Raw genomic sequence first — 18,378 nt, forward strand, 5'->3', positions numbered from 1 at the left:
CCGGAGGAAGCCCGACCTGTCCGTAGATCGGGCTCCTTTGCAGTTTGCCCATTGTGTTTTCCACAGGACTGCTTTTATTGTATCGGGACGGGTCGGGCGCATTTTTGTGCCTGAATGTCCCGAATCATTGAGTTTCGCTGCTTTGCTGCAGGTGGTGACCTTTCCCGCCCGGCCAAGCAGACCGATTGTGCCCCGTTCCGGGGCAGTAGAGTACCTGAGCCCGAATTTCGGGCGAAAGGAATAATGGGCAGGCAGCGGCGTGTTCGCGCCTGTCGGAGAAGAACCGCGATGACGCGCGCGCTACGATTGAGTATACGGGCAGGGGGCCACAGCGCCGATCCCTGCCGCGCGCCGTCCGTAATCGCCCAGACAAGACACCACCCCAGATGCGCCTGTCCGCCTGGACAGGTTAGGACAACGCGTTTGGCGCGGTGCACCAAGGACACATGGCAAAGAAAATGCTTATCGATGCCACCCACGCGGAGGAGACCCGCGTCGTGGTGGTGGACGGAAACAAGGTCGAGGAGTTCGATTTTGAATCCGAAAACAAACGCCAGCTTGCTGGCAACATCTACCTGGCAAAAGTAACGCGCGTCGAACCTTCGCTGCAGGCGGCCTTTGTTGACTACGGCGGGAACCGGCATGGCTTCCTTGCGTTCTCGGAAATCCATCCGGACTACTACCAGATTCCGGTCGCGGACCGCGAAGCCCTGATGGAGGAAGAGCGCGCCTACGCTGAGGCAATGAAGGCGCGGGACGAGGCCGAAGAATCCAAGCCCAAGAAGCGCCGCTCGCGGTCGCGCTCGAAGGCGGCAGAGGTCAAGACGGACGATCCGGTCGAAACGCTGGACGTATCCGCCGAACCGACGGGCATGGAAACCATCGACCTGGTCGAGGAAGACGCCGCTGATCAGGATGTGCCCGAAGGCACGTCTCCGATGGAGACGGTCGCTGAAACTCCGGTCGAAGAGCCGAGTGGAGACGCGAGTGACGAACCAGCGGACGAAAAGGCCGAAGCAGACGCCGCACCCGCGGAACCCGTCGAAGCAGACGAGCCCGAAGCGGATCTAGCCGACGAAACCGACGTCGAAGCTGATGAGGCCCAGCCGGATGCGGCGGCCAAGGATGACACGATCGAGTCGGTTGCGGATGATGATGACAGCGAGGACATCCGTCCTCCGCGCAAACCACGCCCGCGCCGCTACAAGATTCAGGAAGTCATCAAGGTGCGCCAGGTTCTGTTGGTGCAGGTCGTCAAGGAAGAACGTGGCAACAAGGGTGCCGCGCTGACCACTTACCTGTCGCTGGCCGGCCGGTATTGTGTGTTGATGCCGAACACCGCACGCGGGGGCGGCATCAGCCGCAAGATCACCAACGCCGCGGACCGCAAGAAGCTCAAGGAAATCGCATCTGAGATCGATGTGCCTATGGGCGCCGGTCTGATCATCCGTACAGCCGGCGCCAAGCGTACCAAGTCCGAGATCAAGCGCGACTACGAATACCTGCAGCGCCTGTGGGAGCAGATCCGCGAACTGACGCTCAAATCGATCGCCCCTGCGAAGATCTACGAGGAAGGCGACCTGATCAAACGGTCGATCCGTGATCTTTACAATCGGGACATCGACGAGGTTCTGGTCGAAGGCGAAGGTGGCTACCGCATCGCCAAAGACTTTATGAAGATGATCATGCCGTCGCACGCCAAGAACGTGAAGCGGTACGAGGACCAACTGCCGCTGTTCGCGCGCTATCAGGTGGAAAGCTATCTGGCGGGGATGTTCAACCCGACGGTCCAGCTGAAATCGGGCGGGTATATCGTGATCGGCGTGACCGAGGCGTTGGTTGCCATCGACGTGAACTCGGGCCGCGCCACCAAAGAAGGCTCGATCGAGGAAACTGCGCTGAAGACCAACCTTGAGGCCGCCGAGGAAGTTGCACGCCAGCTGCGCCTGCGCGACCTGGCCGGTCTGATCGTCATCGACTTCATCGACATGGACGAGCGCAAGAACAACCTGGCGGTCGAAAAGCGCCTGAAGGACAAGCTGAAGACCGATCGGGCCCGTATTCAGGTCGGACGGATCTCGGGCTTTGGCCTGCTGGAGATGAGCCGCCAGCGCCTGCGCCCAGGAATGCTTGAGGCAACCACACAGCCTTGCCCGTCCTGCCATGGCACCGGTCTGATCCGCTCGGACGACAACATGGCTCTGTCGATCCTGCGTCAGATTGAAGAGGAAGGCACACGCCGCCGCTCGCGCGAGGTGCTGGTGCGGTGTCCGGTCAGCATTGCGAACTTCCTGATGAACCAGAAGCGCGAGCATATCGCGCAGATCGAAGCCCGCTATGGCCTGTCGGTTCGGATCGAAGGCGACATTCATCTGGTCAGCCCTGACTTCTCGATGGAAAAGTTCAAGACGGCCAGCCGGATCGTTCCCGAAGCGTCTGCGCCGGTGGTGTCCGCGACGGCATCGCTGATGGATCTGGTGGATTCCGAGGACGAGGTTGAAGACAGCGCCGTCGAGCCGGAACAGGCGGAAGAGGAAGCTAAGCCGAAGCGCAAGCGCCGCCGGCGTCGCCGCAAGAAGAACGGCGGTAACGGCGAGCAGGCCGAGGCAACCAGTTCTGACGAAGCAGCGGAAGACAAGGCGACCACCGAGGCGCAACCCGAGGAGTCCGGGACGGAAAAGACCGCAGAGTCTGAATCCGCTACGGCTGAGGCCGCAGAAGCTGGCGCCGAAAACGTGACCGAGGGTGAAGCGGAACAGGCCGAAGAAAAATCGGCCAAGCCCAAAAAACGTCGGGCACCGCGCCGCAAGAAGACGGCCGAAGTCGAAGAGGCGCCCGCGCCGGAACCCGAGGTGGCCGAAGAAGCGGTTCAGGCGGCCGCAGAAACGCCTGCTGATGAGGCTGCGGGTGCTGAGGACAATGCCCCCGAAGCGCAAGCCGAGGAGCCGGTCGAAGAGAGTGAGCCCGAGGTAGCGGCAGAAGTCGAAACGCCAGATGCCGAGCCCGTGGCGGAAGCGCCGGAAGCGGCAACAGAAGAAAAAGCCGAGGACGCCGCAGAGCCGGTGCTTGAGACGGTGGCGGAAGAACCCGAGCCGTCTCCGGCCAAGCCCAAACGGCGCGGTTGGTGGTCACTGGGCCAATAAGACAAAAAAAGGCGGACAGTATTGTCCGCCTTTTTTCTTTCAGGTCCCGCCGTTTTTCCGAATGAGAAAGACGTGGTGATCCGCAGCTTCTTCCATCCCGATCAGCTCGTGCCCGGACTCCGAGCAGAAATGAGGTACATCGACGATTGCGGCCGGATCGTCGGCAAGGACCCGGAGAAGGGAGCCCGCAGGCATGGCCTTGAGCCGTTTGCGGGCTTTCAGGACGGGCAGGGGGCACAGCAGGCCCAATGCATCCAGTGTTTCGGCTTCTTGTGTCATGGCTCTCAGATATTTGCATGGCGCACAGCTGTCCAGCCGGCAACCACGAGGATGTGACCGAATGGCCCCGTGACGCGCCCCACTGGATATCCTATGTGCAGTGGCATGTTCGGAATCGATATCATCGACGCAGGGCTGCTGCCCGCCATGTTCATCGCGCTGGTCGGCGGGTTGATCAGTTTTCTGTCGCCCTGCGTGTTGCCGATCGTGCCGCCTTATCTGGCCTACATGAGCGGCGTGACCATTCACGAGATGCAGGATCAGGCGCAGGCTAGACGCAAGGCGACTCTGTCAGCGCTGTTCTTCGTTCTTGGACTGTCGACGGTGTTCCTGCTACTGGGCTTCACGGCCTCGGCCTTCGGCGCATTCGTGCTGCAGAACCAGGAACTGTTCGCCAAGGCCTCGGGTCTGGTGGTGATCGTGTTCGGCCTGCATTTCCTGAACGTGTTCCGAATTCCGATCCTGGACCGCGAAGCGCGGCTCGAAACCGGGGACTCCGGCGGATCGGTCTTTGGGGCTTACATCCTGGGGTTGGCTTTCGCATTCGGCTGGACCCCTTGCATCGGCCCCCAGCTTGGCGCGATTCTGTCGCTGGCCGCGTCCGAGGCCTCGGTGGCGCGGGGCACGCTGTTGCTGGGCGTCTACGCGGCGGGTCTGGGCATACCGTTCCTGCTGGCTGCGATGTTCCTGAACCGTTCAATGGCGGTGATGAACAAGCTGAAACCGCATATGGGAACGATCGAAAAAGTCATGGGTGGCTTGTTGCTGGTCGTCGGCATCATGCTGGTGACGGGTCTGTTCACCGAGTTCAGCTGGTGGCTGCTTGAGACGTTCCCGGCATTGGCCACTCTGGGCTGACGCGGCGCCCGGTCGCGATGATCGGGCCTTACCTTGGCCACATCGCTGCGCTAACCTGCCCGCAACAAGGGCAAAGGCATGAGCAGTCAGGTTCCGCAATCTGGGGTAAAACGACGCCGGGTGTTCTATATCCCCGGCTATGATCCGATCCATCCCCGCCGCTATCGCGAGCTCTACCGGAAAGAGGGGCGCGCGCAGTCAGCGATTTCAGGGTATCGGTTGGAGGTCTCGGCCAAGACAGGCGATGGCCCCTATGGCTGGCACGTCCGGTCGGAGCAGGACGGGGCCGAGGTGGAGACGGATGTCGAGGTTCTGGTCTGGTCCGACATCGTGCGCGACAGCATGGACAGCTCGATCCCGGCGACCTACTGGCAATTGCTGCGCACGGCGTGGATCTACATCTCGACCGGCACGCTGTGGCGGCTGATGCGCCTGCGCAAAGGACCGGTGATCGCCGCACTCTATCCGGTGGCGATGCTGCTGGGGCAGTTGGCGCTGGCGGGATTGGTCTTCTACGGTGTAGCAATGTTGTCCGCGTCCGGGATGCATTGGTTGGCTGAAGCTGGGGAAGGACCCGCGCTGTTCGGTCCCTATTTTGCGGCGCGGATGTATCTCAGCCTTGCTATTGGCGTGTTGGCGGGCTGGTTGGTCTTGCGTTGGTTCCGCAAGATCGACAACCGCCTGTTCGCCTATTACCTGATGCACGACTATGCCTATTCTGCGCGGCTGCGAGGGGAAACACTGCCCGAGTTGCAGGCACGGTTGGACGAATTCCGTGCCACTATTGCGGCAGCGCTACGGTCGCCCGTCGATGAGGTTCTGGTGGTGGGCCACAGTTCCGGCGCCCATCTGGGGGTTTCGGTTCTGGCCGACCTGCTGCGGCGGGGCGAGGTGCAGCCGGATGGCCCGGTCCTGTCGTTCCTGACATTGGGGCAGGTGGTGCCGATGGTGTCATTCCTGCCGCGGGCCGGCCGGTTGCGGTCCGACCTCCAATTTCTGTCGCAGACCGAGCAGTTGACATGGGTCGATGTCTCGGCACCCGGGGATGGCTGCGCCTTTGCCCTATGTGATCCGGTTGCGGTCAGCGGGGTTGCCGGGCCGGGCAAGCGGTGGCCGCTGGTTCTGTCAGCCGCTTTTACGCAAACCCTGTCGCCCGAACGTTGGGCCGCGTTGCGCTGGCGGTTCTTCCGTTTGCATTTCCAGTATCTTTGCGCGTTCGACCGGCCTAGCGACTATGACTATTTCCGCATCACGGCCGGCCCGCTGACACTGGGCGCTCGGTTCGCCGGCCGGGCGCCGTCGAAATCGCGGATCGAGCGGGCGGTGTCCAAGTACCGGACGGTGCGCGCATGACCCCGCCCAAGCCGCCCGCCAGACCGGACAAGGTATCTCTGTGGCAATACCTGCGCCTGTTCCGGCGTGACATCCTGTCGGCCCAGCCGCAACGCCTGTACCGCGCCTGGATGGCCGAGTTCCGCACCCCGTTCTTCCGGTCCTACCTGATCAACCAGCCCGAGCTGATCGACCGGGTTCTGAAACACCGTCCTCAGGATTTCCCGAAATCCGGCCGGATTAGCGAAGGCCTGCGGCCCCTGCTAGGCCAATCGGTATTCCTGACCAACGGCGCGACCTGGGAGCGCCAACGCCGCATCATCGATCCGGCCTTCGAGGGCGGGCGGCTGAAACAGACCTTTCCCGCGATGCTGGCCTCGGCCGAGGCTTGCGCCGATCGCCTGCGCGACAGGACGGGCGTGCCGGTCGAGATCGAAGAGGTCACCAGCCATGCCGCCGCCGACGTGATCTTTCGCACCTTGTTCTCGGTGCCTATCGAGCACGAAATCGCCGCACAGGTGTTCGAGAAGTTCCGCGCCTATCAGCGGCAGCAACCTCTGCTGAACCTGGCGGCTTTCGTGCCGCTGCCCGGCTGGGTGCCCCGGTTCCACGCGCGCAAGACCCGCTGTGCGGCAGTTGAAATCCGCGCCTTGATCGCCCGCCTGACCCGCGAGCGGGATGCGCAGATCGCCGCCGGCACCGCGCCCGACGATCTGGCCACCAAGATCATGACCACGCCCGACCCCCTGACCGGGCAGTGTTTCAACACCGATGAGATGATCGATCAGGTCGCCATCTTTTTCCTGGCCGGGCACGAGACCAGCGCCTCGGCCCTGGCATGGACGCTGTACCTGATGGCCGCCTATCCCGACTGGCAGGACCGCGTGGCCAAGGAAGCCCGCGCGCAGGATGAAATTAGCTTTGCCAGCATGTCCAAACTGCGCATCAGCCGCGATGTGTTCCGCGAGGCGCTGCGCCTCTATCCCCCGGTGCCGATGATGGTGCGCGAGGCCACATGCCCCGAACGTTTCCGCGACCGCGACGTGCCCAAGGGCGCTCAGATCGTGCTCAGCCCGTGGCACCTGCACCGACATGAACGGTTGTGGGAGGACCCCGACAGCTTTGACCCGTCCCGCTGGGCGACCGAAAACGGCAAAGCCTGCCAGCGGGCGGCCTTCATCCCGTTTTCGGCCGGGCCGCGCGTCTGTACCGGGGCGGGGTTTGCGATGGTCGAGGGGCCGTTGATCCTGTCGACCCTGCTGCGCCGATACCGGTTCGAACCTGTCGAGGGCCGCTCCCCGGTCCCGGTGGCGCATCTGACGGTCCGGTCCCGCGACGGAATTTGGCTGCGCGTGGTTGAGCGCTAACAAACTATCATCGCCCCGCGCCATGCTGTATGCGGTTGGAAAAGCGGAATCATTACTGAACGGGAAAGTGTTATGTCCAAGGCTGAACAACGCGAACAGATGATCAACGGTGCGGGTTTTATCGCGGCTTTGGATCAGAGCGGCGGCTCGACGCCCAAGGCGCTGGCGTTGTACGGGGTGCAGCCGTCCGACTATGGCTCGGACGAGGAAATGTTTGCCGAGATCCAGAAGATGCGCGCCCGGATCATCCTGGCCGATGACTTCACCCGCGACAAAGTGATCGGCGCGATCCTGTTCGAACGCACGCTGAGCGAGGAAATCGACGGTCGCAAGGTGGCCGATTACCTGTGGTCGGTCAAAGGCATCGTGCCGTTCCTCAAGATCGACAAGGGGCTGGAGGACACCGCCGACGGCGTGCAGCTGATGAAGCCCATCCCGGGCCTGGCCGAGACGCTGGCCAAGGCCGAAGGTGTGTTCGGCACCAAGGAACGCTCGGTCATCCACGAGGCCAATGCCGAGGGCATTGCCGCCGTGGTGAAACAGCAATTCGACGTGGCCCGCGAGGTGATCGCCGCCGGCATGGTTCCGATCATCGAGCCCGAGGTGAACATCAAGTCGGACACCAAGGCCGAAGCGGAAGAGATCCTGAAAGCCGAAATCCTCAAGAACCTCGACGAGTTGGACGAGGGGCAGGACGTCATGCTGAAGCTGACTCTGCCCAGCAAGGCCAATCTGTATGGCGAGGCCGCCGATCATCCGCGGGTTCTGCGGGTAGTGGCGCTGTCGGGCGGCTATTCGACCGACGAGGCCTGTGACCTGCTGGCGCAGAACGGCAAGATGATCGCCTCTTTCTCGCGCGCGCTGACCGAGGGGCTGTCGAAACAGCAGTCGGATGCCGAGTTCAACGCGGCCCTGGGCAGCAATATCGACAAGATCTATCGCGCCTCGGTCTGAGGTCAGACCGGTTTGATGAACGAGCGGCGCATCTGTGCCGCTTTTTCGCGCATGGCGCAGCCGGTGGCGTGGTCATTCACCAGCCCCATCGCCTGCATGAAGGCAAACACCGTGGTGGGGCCGACAAATTTCCACCCGCGCTTTTTCAGATCCTTGGACATGGCAACCGACTCGGGCGAAGTCGAGGCCGTCTGCGGCGCAGGAGGGGTCTCGGGCTCGAACCGCCAGACATAGGCCGCCAGCGAGCCGGTTTCGGCCACCAGCTCCTGTGCGCGGCGGGCGTTGTTGATCACCGCCTCGATTTTGCCGCGATGGCGGATGATACCGGCATCTTGCAGCAGTCGTTCAACGTCCGCTTCAGAAAAACCGGCCATCACGTTGAAATCAAAATCGGAAAAGGCTTTCCGGAAGTTCTCGCGCTTGGCCAGAATGGTGCGCCAGCTGAGGCCGGACTGGAAGCTTTCAAGGCAGAGCTTCTCAAACAGACGCTGGTCGTCACCTACCGGATAACCCCATTCATTGTCGTGATAGTCGAAGAACTCCGGCGCGGCCTGACACCAGCCGCATCGCGGTTGGCCATCCGGCCCGGTCACGAGATCGCGCATCAAATGTACCCCTTTTGTTCACATCCAGCCTAGACACCGACGGGGATAAGATCAAGCGCTGCGATCGGGTGACCGGTACCAGTTCAGAACAAAGACACGAATGGCCGACGCCAATCCAGTCTCGGGGTCGCGCGCGACATCAATTTCCGAGGCCAAGACATTGATTGGCATACCTTTTGCCTTGGCGATGTCCCGAAACGCCTGCCAGAACTCATCCTCGAGCGAGACCGAGGTTCTATGTCCCTTGAGGGTCAGCGAGCGTTTGACGGGCGGGCCGCTCATTCGTCCAGCTCGTGATTGTCCAGATCGCGGCGGGCTTTTTCCGTACGGGCCTTGTCCAGCTGTTTGTCTGCTTTGCTGCGCCCGAACGCCGCCGCGTTCCGGTCGGCGCAGGCCTTTTTCTCGGCCCGCGCCTTTTCCTTGCGATACCGGTTTAGATTGACCGGCTTGCCCATCAGTCCTTGGGCCCGATCATCTGCTCGGGGCGCACGACGGCATCAAAGGTTGCCTCGTCGACGAAGCCCAGCTTGATGGCCTCTTCCTTCAGCGTGGTGCCGTTCTTGTGCGCAGTCTTGGCGACCGTGGTGGCGTTGTCGTAACCGATGGTGGGGGCCAGGGCAGTAACCAGCATCAGCGATTCCTTCATCAGCTTGTCGATGCGCGCCTCGTTGGCCTTGGTGCCCAGCAGCATGCGCTCGGTAAAGCTGTCGGTCGCGTCGCCCAGCAGCTGGATCGACTGCAGCAGGTTGTAGGCCATCATCGGGTTGTAGACGTTCAGCTCGAAATGGCCTTGGCTGCCGGCGAACTTGATCGCAGCGTCATTGCCCATGACGTGGGCGGCGACCTGGGTCAGCGCCTCGGCCTGGGTCGGGTTGACCTTGCCTGGCATGATCGACGATCCGGGCTCGTTCTCCGGCAGGATCAGTTCACCCAGACCCGAACGCGGCCCCGAGCCGAGGAAGCGGATGTCGTTGGCGATCTTGTAGCAGCTGCCCGCGACGGTGGCCAAGGCGCCCGAGAGGAACACCATGGCGTCATGAGCGGCCAGCGACTCGAATTTGTTGGGCGCGGTTACGAAGGGCAGGCCGGTGATTTCGGCCATGTTGGCGGCGACGGCCTCGGCCCAGCCTTTCTGGGTGTTCAGCCCGGTGCCGACGGCGGTGCCGCCCTGCGCCAGCTCGTAGATGCCGGGCATGGCAGCATTCACACGGGCGATGCCCTGACGGATCTGGTGGGCGTAGCCGCTAAATTCCTGGCCCAGGGTCAGCGGGGTCGCGTCCTGCGTGTGAGTGCGGCCGATCTTGATGATGTCCTTGAATTCCGCCGACTTCTGCCCGAGCCCGGCGGCCAGCTTTTCCAGCCCCGGCAGCAGCACGTCACGCACGCTCATAGCGGTGGCGATATGCATGGCGGTGGGGAAGGTGTCGTTCGATGATTGTCCCATGTTGCAGTGATCGTTCGGGTGCACCGGATCCTTCGAGCCGATCACGCCGCCCAGGATCTCGATCGCGCGGTTCGCGATGACCTCGTTGGCGTTCATGTTCGACTGGGTGCCTGATCCGGTCTGCCAGACGACCAGAGGGAAATTGTCGTCGAACTTGCCCTCGATCACCTCGCCGGCGGCCTGGATGATGGCGTCGGCGATGCGTGCGTCCAGCTTGCCCGTGGCCTTGTTCTGCATGGCGCAGGCCTTCTTGACCACGCCCAGCGCGCGCACGATGGCGACGGGCTGCTTCTCCCATCCGATGGGGAAGTTCATGATCGAGCGCTGCGTCTGCGCCCCCCAATACTTGTCGGCAGGAACCTCGAGCGGGCCAAAACTGTCGGATTCGGTGCGGGTCTGAGACATCTGTCACTCCGTCTGGTATGCAGTCGCATGCCGTTTAACCGCAGCTAAGCTATGGTTCAATCGGCCAGTTGCGCGCACCTTAGTCCGAAGGGCAAAAAAGGTATAGCCATGCGGTGTGCGTCACTTTTCTGGGTCGGTCACAGGCCCGTACCATTGTGCCCGACCCCGGCTGAGCTAAGATAAAGAAGGCAACCGCGGAGAAAGAACCATGAATCGCTCAGACCGGACCTCATCTTTCGCGCAAATGGCCCGATGGCTGTCGGTACTGGCGATTGGGCTATTGTTGGCGTCTCCTGGATGGGCGCAGGACATCGGTCCCTTTGTCGGCGACTATGTCGGATCTGCCGACGTGGTGGATGCGGACGGGTCGTCGACCCCGCGCGACATGAGCGTTTCGATCGCAGAGACCGGCGAAGGGTTCGTGGTCAAATGGAAGACTACCACCTACAAAGCCGACGGTCGGGTGAAAGAACAAAGCTTTTCGGTCGAGTTCCGACCTTCTGATAGGAACAACATCTATTCCGCAGCCATGAAGCGGAATGTCTTCGGTCATGAGGTTCCGTTGGACCCAATGAAGGGTGAGCCTTTTGTCTGGGGGCGGATCGAAGGGGAAACGCTGACCGTCTTCTCGCTGTTCATAGATGAGGATGGTGGGTACGAATTGCAGCAATATGACCGGACGCTGGCCGAGGGTGGGCTGAACCTATCCTTTTCTCGGTTTAGAGATGGACAGAAGTCGCGCTCGGTCGAAACATTCCTGAAAAAACAATAGGCTCCGCCGAAAAAAGCGAAGCCTTGTCCAATGGATGCGAATTACTTGCGGAAGCTGTCCAGCGATACGATATCCGCATCATGATGCGGCTCGTCTTCGGGTTCGACCTCGATCGACTCGGCATCGATTTCCGCTGGGTCCTCATCCTCTTCGTCCGAGCTTTCGAAGCGCAGGCCGAATTCGACCGAGGGATCGACAAAGGTCTGGATGGCCGAATAGGGGATATACAACGGCTCCGGAGCGTCACCGAAATTCAGCGTGATGGCAAATCCGTCCTCGCCAACCTCGAGATTCTCGAACCAGTGCTGCACCACGATCGTCATCTCGTCAGGGTAGCGTTCGCGCAGCCAGTCAGCGATTTCGACGCCGGGCTCACGGGTATCGAACGTGATGAAGAAATGGTGCGCGCCGGGCAATCCGGTTTCGGAAACGCGCTTCAGAACAGTCTTGATCAGCCCGCGCATAGCGGTGTGCATCAAGTTGCCGTAGTCAATGCCTTGCGACATGTGTCATCCTCGAAAGTGGTTACCCCAAGCATAAGGGATTTGATCGGAAACGAAAGAGCGGGTTGCGTCTGATTGTTCAAACCAGATGCAGGATTGCGCCTGCTCCTATCATGATGCCCAGCGTCATTGCCAGACCGGTTTTTCTTATGAAAATCAAGACTCCGGCAAGGCATGTCAATCCAACGGCTGCGATGTGCAAGGTCGAAAAAACCGGAATGGGTAGTGAGATCGGACCAATCTGGACTTCTCCGATGGTTCCAAACAGGACATGCAGTCCGAACCACACCGACAGGTTGAGAATCACACCGACGACCGCCGCGGTAATTGCGCGCAATGCGCCCGACAGTCTTGGTCTTTGTGCTATGACGTCCAAGTAAGGCGCGGCAACGAATATCCACAGGAAGCACGGAACGAAGGTCGCCCACAGCGCAACGACCCCGGCTGCCAGCGCAAGGGACATCCCGCCCGCCAACTGCCCGGCGAGCATGGCGACGAATTGCGTGACCAGTATCAATGGGCCGGGGGTGGTTTCTGCCAGTCCCAGCGCATCGATCATCTGATCGGTAGAGATCCATTGATAGTTCTCGACGACCGTCTGGGTCATGTAGGCCAGAACCGCATAGGCCCCGCCGAAAGTGACTACTGCCAATCGTGCAAAGAACCAGCCCAGATCGCTTAGCAACGTCTGGCCGAAAAGGGTCAACAACACCAGCGGAGCCAACCATAGAACCAGCCAGAGTGCTGCGGTCCGCACGGGTCGAGCCAATGCGGGATCGACATTCTGTGACACCGAAGGCTGCTCTGAAGGCTTACGTGAATAGCCCCAGACAGCCGCAGCCAGAATGATCAGGGGGAAAGATAGATTCAGAGCGAAGATCGCCAGGAACGCCAGTATCGCAAGAATCCCGGGCTCTGCCCCAGATAGAGTTTTGCGAGAAAGATTGAGCACCGCCTGGAGAACGATCACGATAACCGTGGCCTTGATCCCGAGGAATGCAGCCTGGACCAGGAGAAGGTCTCCGTAGGCGGCATACAGGCCGACCAGCACGGCTATCACCAGCGCTCCGGGAAAAACGAACAGGCCGCCGGCAATCAGCCCGCCCGGCACGCCCCGCAGCCGCCAACCGGCATAGGTGGCCAGTTGCATGGCTTCGGGGCCGGGCAGCAACATGCACAACGACAGCGCGCGCAGAAAGCTCTGCTCATCCAACCATGGCCGCCGTTCGACCAATTCCTGGTGCATCAATGAGATCTGTGCCGCTGGGCCACCAAATGAGAGGAGGCCGATGCGGCCGAACACCCGGACCAGTTCTGACAGTGGGGGGTTCACTACAGGGGATCCGCCCTGCATGCGCCGGTTTCGGCGGTCCTCGGGCGGCTCCATCCGATATTCGGAGCATAGGTGCCGATCCGACCACCAGCGATCATTGGAAATTGCGCAGCCATGGCATGTGCCCCTTTGGATTTGGAGACATGCGAACCCGGGCTGCCGCCGGGCAGGGCGTTCACATGCTGACCCCGTGTGCTCTTGCTACTCGGGGTCAGCACGCGCGGTCAAGAACCGGTTCAGGCCCAGTCCAGCCGTTGCCCTGTCATGCAAACGGGCAAGGTATCCTGCGGGAACTGGCCGAGCTGTTCGAACAGGGAAACGAAGTCGAACTGGTTGTAGGCTTCGACCATCTTGTCACCTTTGAAGCGCGCCATAACTTGGCCTGTGACCTCCAAGGGCGCGCCGTTGTCCGCCCGCGAGGTCCGCACATGCAGAACGGCCGACGCCCAATCGCCGTTTTCGATAATTTTGGGCAAGTCCACCTGGATTTCGCCCAGAACGTGCCGAAAGGCCATGACCAGGTCGCGAAAGTCGTCCGCCCCGACCTGCATTTCGGGTATCAGCCCTTCGGCCATCGTTTCCGGGGCAAAATACTGGTCGATCGCGTCAATATTGCCTTTTTCCCAGACCTCGGAATACCAGGCTCTGAGTATCTCTGAATTAGTCATCCCAACTCTCCTGTCTGTCTTCCGCTACTTTGAATGACAGGAGTGAACAGTTTCTGAATAGCGGCCAAATTCGGCGCAAAAACTCAGACAAAATCCAGGGAAATGCAGGTTTCTGTTGCCAGGTACCTGCGAACCCCGCCTTACGCGGCTAGGCGCAAGGACTTAAGTTTCGGTCTGGTTACTGCTTACGCAGCAACTGCAACCGGAGCACGATTGTCATTTGCAATTGTACTGTTTTCGCCGGTAACGGTGGCAGACAGCCGAGACAAAGCTAACCCCTTTAGACGTTCGTCGATCCTGTTTCGGCCCCATGATCCCCAAATGAAGGATGTATGGTGGAGCCGCCGGGTACCGCCCCCGGGTCCGATCCGCTTATTACGAGCGCGTTTATGTCCATAGTCCCGAAGGACAGGATTTATATAGGTGAGGATATTTGCGGATGCAAACCCCCAAAGCGCGGGATCATGGCGATTTTTCCAACCTTTCACGCGGGCTTCGTCAGGTTGGCGGCAATCAACCAGATTGCCAGCACTAATTCGATTCCGCCGAAGGTCAGCGCCTTGGCCAAGGGGGGATTGTCCAGCAGAACCGACACGAACCGACCCAGCGCCGCGCCCGCATAGACCACGCCCAACATCGCGTAGGCCATCGGGTGGTTCAGCCACAATACGGCGATGCCGGTCACGACAAACAGCCCGCCGACCGAGGCCCGCATCTCGCTGAGGCCCATCGTGCTGTTGGTGGGCGCAAGGTCCAGCGAGGCCGCCGTCCAGGCCGGAGCCAGAAAGCCGAACAGGCCAAAGCCGATGGTCAGAAGGGCTGCGATGATGTTGAGTATTCCGGTCATTGGGGCCTCGCTTTTCAAATGCCTGCCCGTCGAACCTAATCTGTTTCGGGGCAGGGGGAAGACCTCAGATTGCGGCCCAGAGGCCGAGCACCCCCACAAGGATCAGGCTGAGCGCCCAGACCATTTCCAGGTTGAACCAGCTGCGAGACAGAAACTGCAGGCCCAGCCAGCGATAGACCGCGAAGGCCAGCGCACCGCCGCCCAGCATCATAGCGCCCGTATGGACCGCGGCCACAGCCAGGACCAGCAGGCCATTGGTGCCCATGATCTCTGACACGGCTCTGTGGCCGGTATCCAGCTCGTCCAGCCCGCACAGGCCCAGATAGATCGGGACCAGCATCAGCGCCGCACCATGCGCCAACGCCACCAGAAACGACCACAGCGCCAGCCGACTGGGCGGTACGCGCGCCAGAAACCGTGGGTGGCGCCGGGTGATCGCGATGTAGAGGCCCATAGCGATCACGATCAGGGCCGCTCCGATCCGGATTTCGCGCTGATAGTCTACAAGGATGGTCATCAGCGCAAAGGGCAGCAAAACACCCAGCATCGCCACAAAATGCCCGCCCGCCAGCGCTGCCAACGCGCGCCAGAGAGCGGATTGGCGTTGCTCCATCAATGCCGCCGACACGGCCAACGGCCAGCCCATACCGGGGTTCAACCCGTGATAGGCACCGCTCAGAACAACGGCCAGCCAGAGGCCGGCCGTCGATGTCATCAAGACGTCCAATTCAGACCGAAGGGTAGCAGAAACTGTCGGTGGAGCAGTCTCCTCCCTCAAGCCGGATCTGGTGGCTGCGATACCCTTTCGGAAAATCCACCCAGAAATCCTTGTCCAGTGTCAGGCCGCCTTTTTCGCCTACATCCGCCTTGACCATCGCAGCGCCGCGATCGCCAGGATAGAATTGGTCATCCCATGTGGAATAGAGCGAATTGGTCCAGTAGACGCGTTTGCCGTCACGGCTGATCTCGACCATCTGCGGGCCATAACCAAAGTCCTTGCCGTTGGGATGCTTGGTTTTCTTGACGATTCCGCCGATCTCGACCTTGCCGGCCAGCTTGGGCTTCATCGGGTCCGAGACATCGTATTGGTGCATTTCACCGGTGCCCCAGCACGCGACATACAGGTATTTGTCGTCCAAGCTCAGGTCGATGTCGGTCACCAGAGGCGGCACCGCCGAGAACCCTTTGAGCAGATCGGGAAGATCATCCGGATCAGCGGGTTGCGGGTCGATCGTGATGGTCTTCTTGGCCTCGAAACTGCCATCCTTGTTGCGCCACCAGGTAAAGATTGCGCCCTGAAGATTGGTGGTGTCGACCACCACACCGCAGAACCCGTATTGCTTGACCGGGTCATGCGCCGGCCGGATTTCCAGCGCCATCTGGTGGTTCTCGCCCAAATCGATGGTCTGGATGTTGGTGCGGTCGCGCAGGTTCCAGAAATGGATCCGGTGGCCATATTTGTTCGACAGAAGATCTTCGGCCACGATCCCGTTTTCGAATTGCGGGGGCAGACCCCATTCGGAACTGACCATGTAGTCACGCGGCAGGTTCCACCAGAAATCATAGTGCTTGTCCTGCACGCCGCGCTCGATCTCGTAACGCCCGATGATGTCGAAGGTCTCGCAATCCATGATGAAGATGCCCGGAGGTCCATCGGTGCCATCCGGCCCGCCACCGCCCAAGGTGCTGACATAGATGCCTTCGGGTCCGCAATGGATCGTGTGGGGGCGGGAATATCCCGTCTTTGCAAAGACTTCTTCGGGTTCGATGATCTTGTGAATTTTGGCCTTCAGCGGCTCTTTCACGTCAATCACGTGGATCCGGCTGGAACGGATACCGGGGATGATCAGGTACCGGCGCTCAAGAAAAGCGTGGCCGGTCAGCGGAGACAGGGCCGAGGAGCAGGCGTTCCATCCGAAATGGTGAAACTCGTCGCCCTTGTTGGGCATCATCACCTTGTGAACGATCTTTCCGTAATCGCCCGAAGTTGGGTCGACATTCACAACCGCCAAGCCATCGGGCTGCGAAAAATCGGGGCTGAGCATCAGCGTGAAGGCCAAGGTTTCGGGCGGGGCCTCCATGGCCATCTTGGCGGATGGATAGAATGTTGGATCCGGTCTTTTGTTCATAACGTCCTCCCGTAAGTCATTGAAAATCAATTTTATTGAGAGTGCCGGTCTTCCCGCCGGATGATGGTCTGCCTGCTCGAGTGTCCTTTCCGTTGATGTGATGCGTCAAGAAGAATTCAGAGTGTCTTCAGGCCGGTTTCCGCCGACGTTCGGCCACATCATGGGCCAGGCGGCGGGTGTAGGTTTCCAGTTCGACCAGCGCGGCGTCGACGGTCTCGGCGTCCTGCGCCTCCAGCGCGTCGGCGATCTTGCTGTGCAGGCGGATGATCTCCTCGCGCGAGCGGGCGGTGAAGGTGATCATGTTCATCAGGGGCTGCATCGCCTCGACGGCTCCGGCCAGTTGATAGGACAGGACAGGGTTGCCCGCACCATCCACCAGCGCCCGGTGAAAGGCCACGTCCGAGGCGCAGAAGGCCTCATCCGTCAGACCGGGTTGAGCCTGACGGAAGATTTCCGCGCGCATGGTGGCCAATTGATCGGCGGTGCGCCGCTGGGCCGACAGGGGCGCGCAAGCCCGTTCCAACGCATAGCGGGCCTCGCAGGCGGTGTCGAAGCTGACCTCGTTCATCGACAGCAACAGCGTCGAAGTCGTGATCTGCTGAGAATAGGCGTCCTGGAAACTCAGCCGGTTGACGAAGGCACCCCCCGTCGCGCCGCGCTGGGTACGGATCAGCGATTGCGCCGCCAGCCGTTTCAGCGCCTCGCGCACGGTGGGGCGCGACACCTGGAACTGGTCCGCAAGCTCGGATTCCGAGGGCAGGCGCTCGTCCACGATCAGCTCTCCTGATACGATGGCATCGCGGATGGCCTGGGCGATCTGCGCGGACAGGTCGGTGCTTTTCTGGGGATCGATTTTCATCTTCTGCAGGCCGCCGTGAAAAATTTATTTGTCTGACATTTAAAAGTCTGACATTTGAAAAGCAAGCACCGAGTCGGGAGGGAACATGAGTCGGGCACTTCTACGCAGTGGTTTGTGGCTGGGCTTTTTCGTCCTGATCCTGTGGGCCTGGTGGGTGATGTACACCATGAGCCGCGACATGGGCGTCGATTGGATTGGCCGACCCGGGCCAATGGCCGAGGCGATGCGTGCGATGGATCCCCGCATGGACATGTACATGCCGATGGCCGAGTTCGGCCCGCTGTTCGTGATGTGGGCGATCATGATGGCCGCGATGATGCTTCCGACGTTGGTTCCGACACTGAAAAGCTATGAGGATTTGATCCAGAGCGCCAATGGAACAAGGCTTGGGTGGGTCGGCGTTCTGTTGGGCTATTTCGTAGTCTGGGCCGGGTTCGCCGCGTTGATCACAGGTGTTCAGCTGGCTTTGCTGTTCGGGGGCGTGATCGACATGCTGGGCATTGCCAAGTCTCCGCTCTTTGCTGCCGGTCTTCTGATTGCCGTCGGTGCCTTTCAATTCACGCGCGCCAAGGAAGTGTGCCACGGGGTGTGTCATGCACCCATGACCTATTTCCTTGGACACTGGCGCACCGGCTTTTCTGGCGGTCTGCGTATGGGCCTTGGGCTGGGCGCCTTTTGTGTCGGCTGCTGCTGGGGGTTCATGGCGCTTGGCTTTGTCGGAGGCGTGATGAGCCTGCTGTGGATGGGCTTGGCGACCCTGTTCATGGTGTTGGAGAAATTGCCCCAGATCGGTCATGTTCTGACACGGCCGCTGGGTTTCGCTTTGATTGCAGGTGGCCTTGGGCTACTGATCTACCCAATTGCATACGGAGGATAAGCC

At 60.8% G+C, this 18,378-nt stretch carries 19 protein-coding genes and 1 other RNA gene; 7 read left to right on the forward strand and 13 right to left on the reverse strand.

Annotated features, from left to right (window positions below; all coding sequences use genetic code 11):
* Positions 1 to 446: 446 nt before the first annotated feature.
* Complete coding sequence (locus GOW72_RS12500; RefSeq protein WP_170367060.1) at positions 447 to 3,143, forward strand: Rne/Rng family ribonuclease; 2,697 nt, start codon at positions 447 to 449, stop codon at positions 3,141 to 3,143.
* Positions 3,144 to 3,182: 39 nt separating this feature from the next.
* On the opposite strand, the gene GOW72_RS12505 is transcribed toward GOW72_RS12500, so the two are convergent.
* The gene (locus GOW72_RS12505) at positions 3,183 to 3,422 is read right to left on the reverse strand and encodes a sulfurtransferase TusA family protein (RefSeq protein WP_170357716.1); all 240 of its coding nucleotides are present in this window, start codon (positions 3,420 to 3,422) and stop codon (positions 3,183 to 3,185) included.
* 105 nt (positions 3,423 to 3,527) lie between these two features.
* Here GOW72_RS12505 and GOW72_RS12510 point away from each other — a divergent pair, with 105 nt between their 5' ends.
* From GOW72_RS12510 to GOW72_RS12525, 4 genes are all read left to right on the forward strand, one after another.
* Positions 3,528 to 4,280, forward strand: a complete 753-nt coding sequence (locus tag GOW72_RS12510) for a cytochrome c biogenesis CcdA family protein (RefSeq protein ID WP_170338729.1) — start codon at positions 3,528 to 3,530, stop codon at positions 4,278 to 4,280.
* Between the two features lie 78 nt (positions 4,281 to 4,358).
* The gene (locus GOW72_RS12515) at positions 4,359 to 5,633 is read left to right on the forward strand and encodes a hypothetical protein (protein ID WP_170367061.1); all 1,275 of its coding nucleotides are present in this window, start codon (positions 4,359 to 4,361) and stop codon (positions 5,631 to 5,633) included.
* Positions 5,630 to 6,979 carry a cytochrome P450 gene (locus tag GOW72_RS12520; RefSeq protein WP_170367062.1) on the forward strand — a complete coding sequence of 450 codons (1,350 nt, stop codon included), beginning with the start codon at positions 5,630 to 5,632 and terminating at the stop codon, positions 6,977 to 6,979. Before GOW72_RS12515 ends, GOW72_RS12520 begins: the two co-directional genes overlap by 4 nt.
* Positions 6,980 to 7,051: 72 nt before the next feature.
* The gene (locus GOW72_RS12525) at positions 7,052 to 7,933 is read left to right on the forward strand and encodes a fructose bisphosphate aldolase (protein ID WP_170367063.1); all 882 of its coding nucleotides are present in this window, start codon (positions 7,052 to 7,054) and stop codon (positions 7,931 to 7,933) included.
* Between the two features lie 2 nt (positions 7,934 to 7,935).
* Here the strand turns inward: GOW72_RS12525 and GOW72_RS12530 are convergent, their stop codons facing one another.
* The 4 genes from GOW72_RS12530 to fumC are packed head-to-tail and all read right to left on the reverse strand — an operon-like array spanning position 7,936 to position 10,387.
* Positions 7,936 to 8,538: a DNA-3-methyladenine glycosylase I gene (locus tag GOW72_RS12530; RefSeq protein WP_170367064.1), complete on the reverse strand. Its 603-nt coding sequence runs from the start codon at positions 8,536 to 8,538 to the stop codon at positions 7,936 to 7,938.
* Between the two features lie 51 nt (positions 8,539 to 8,589).
* Positions 8,590 to 8,820, reverse strand: coding sequence for a ribbon-helix-helix domain-containing protein (locus GOW72_RS12535; RefSeq protein ID WP_170367065.1), 231 nt, complete (start codon positions 8,818 to 8,820; stop codon positions 8,590 to 8,592).
* Positions 8,817 to 8,993, reverse strand: a complete 177-nt coding sequence (locus tag GOW72_RS12540; RefSeq protein ID WP_170367066.1) for a DUF4169 family protein — start codon at positions 8,991 to 8,993, stop codon at positions 8,817 to 8,819. Before GOW72_RS12540 ends, GOW72_RS12535 begins: the two co-directional genes overlap by 4 nt.
* A complete protein-coding gene (fumC, locus tag GOW72_RS12545; RefSeq protein ID WP_170357728.1) occupies positions 8,993 to 10,387 on the reverse strand; it encodes a class II fumarate hydratase in 1,395 nt (464 codons plus the stop codon). Before fumC ends, GOW72_RS12540 begins: the two co-directional genes overlap by 1 nt.
* Positions 10,388 to 10,595: 208 nt before the next feature.
* On the opposite strand from fumC, the gene GOW72_RS12550 reads away from it, so the two are divergent.
* Entirely contained in the window at positions 10,596 to 11,159 is a 564-nt protein-coding gene (locus GOW72_RS12550; protein ID WP_093961994.1) for a hypothetical protein, read from the forward strand.
* 41 nt (positions 11,160 to 11,200) lie between these two features.
* Here the strand turns inward: GOW72_RS12550 and GOW72_RS12555 are convergent, their stop codons facing one another.
* The 8 genes from GOW72_RS12555 to GOW72_RS12590 all read right to left on the reverse strand — a co-directional run bounded on the left by GOW72_RS12555 (position 11,201) and on the right by GOW72_RS12590 (position 17,498).
* On the reverse strand, positions 11,201 to 11,665 hold the full coding sequence (locus GOW72_RS12555) for an SspB family protein (RefSeq protein ID WP_093961995.1): 465 nt from the start codon (positions 11,663 to 11,665) through the stop codon (positions 11,201 to 11,203).
* Positions 11,666 to 11,741: 76 nt separating this feature from the next.
* Positions 11,742 to 13,016 (reverse strand): chromate efflux transporter, encoded by a 1,275-nt coding sequence (gene chrA, locus GOW72_RS12560; RefSeq protein ID WP_170367067.1) that lies wholly within the window; start codon positions 13,014 to 13,016, stop codon positions 11,742 to 11,744.
* A gap of 215 nt (positions 13,017 to 13,231) precedes the next feature.
* Entirely contained in the window at positions 13,232 to 13,663 is a 432-nt protein-coding gene (locus tag GOW72_RS12565) for an ester cyclase (RefSeq protein WP_170367068.1), read from the reverse strand.
* Between the two features lie 101 nt (positions 13,664 to 13,764).
* Positions 13,765 to 14,112, reverse strand: a transfer-messenger RNA (tmRNA) gene (gene ssrA, locus GOW72_RS12570).
* 35 nt (positions 14,113 to 14,147) lie between these two features.
* Positions 14,148 to 14,510 (reverse strand): DUF4345 family protein, encoded by a 363-nt coding sequence (locus GOW72_RS12575; RefSeq protein WP_170367069.1) that lies wholly within the window; start codon positions 14,508 to 14,510, stop codon positions 14,148 to 14,150.
* Positions 14,511 to 14,574: 64 nt separating this feature from the next.
* Positions 14,575 to 15,225, reverse strand: coding sequence for a hypothetical protein (locus tag GOW72_RS12580; protein ID WP_170339290.1), 651 nt, complete (start codon positions 15,223 to 15,225; stop codon positions 14,575 to 14,577).
* A gap of 13 nt (positions 15,226 to 15,238) precedes the next feature.
* The gene (locus tag GOW72_RS12585; RefSeq protein WP_170367070.1) at positions 15,239 to 16,639 is read right to left on the reverse strand and encodes a selenium-binding protein SBP56-related protein; all 1,401 of its coding nucleotides are present in this window, start codon (positions 16,637 to 16,639) and stop codon (positions 15,239 to 15,241) included.
* A gap of 127 nt (positions 16,640 to 16,766) precedes the next feature.
* A complete protein-coding gene (locus tag GOW72_RS12590) occupies positions 16,767 to 17,498 on the reverse strand; it encodes a FadR/GntR family transcriptional regulator (protein ID WP_005983321.1) in 732 nt (243 codons plus the stop codon).
* Positions 17,499 to 17,583: 85 nt separating this feature from the next.
* Here GOW72_RS12590 and GOW72_RS12595 point away from each other — a divergent pair, with 85 nt between their 5' ends.
* The gene (locus tag GOW72_RS12595) at positions 17,584 to 18,375 is read left to right on the forward strand and encodes a DUF2182 domain-containing protein (protein WP_170367071.1); all 792 of its coding nucleotides are present in this window, start codon (positions 17,584 to 17,586) and stop codon (positions 18,373 to 18,375) included.
* Positions 18,376 to 18,378: the final 3 nt, after the last annotated feature.

This window comes from Ruegeria arenilitoris, from assembly GCF_013032855.1.
Taxonomy (GTDB): Bacteria; Pseudomonadota; Alphaproteobacteria; order Rhodobacterales; family Rhodobacteraceae; genus Ruegeria; species Ruegeria arenilitoris.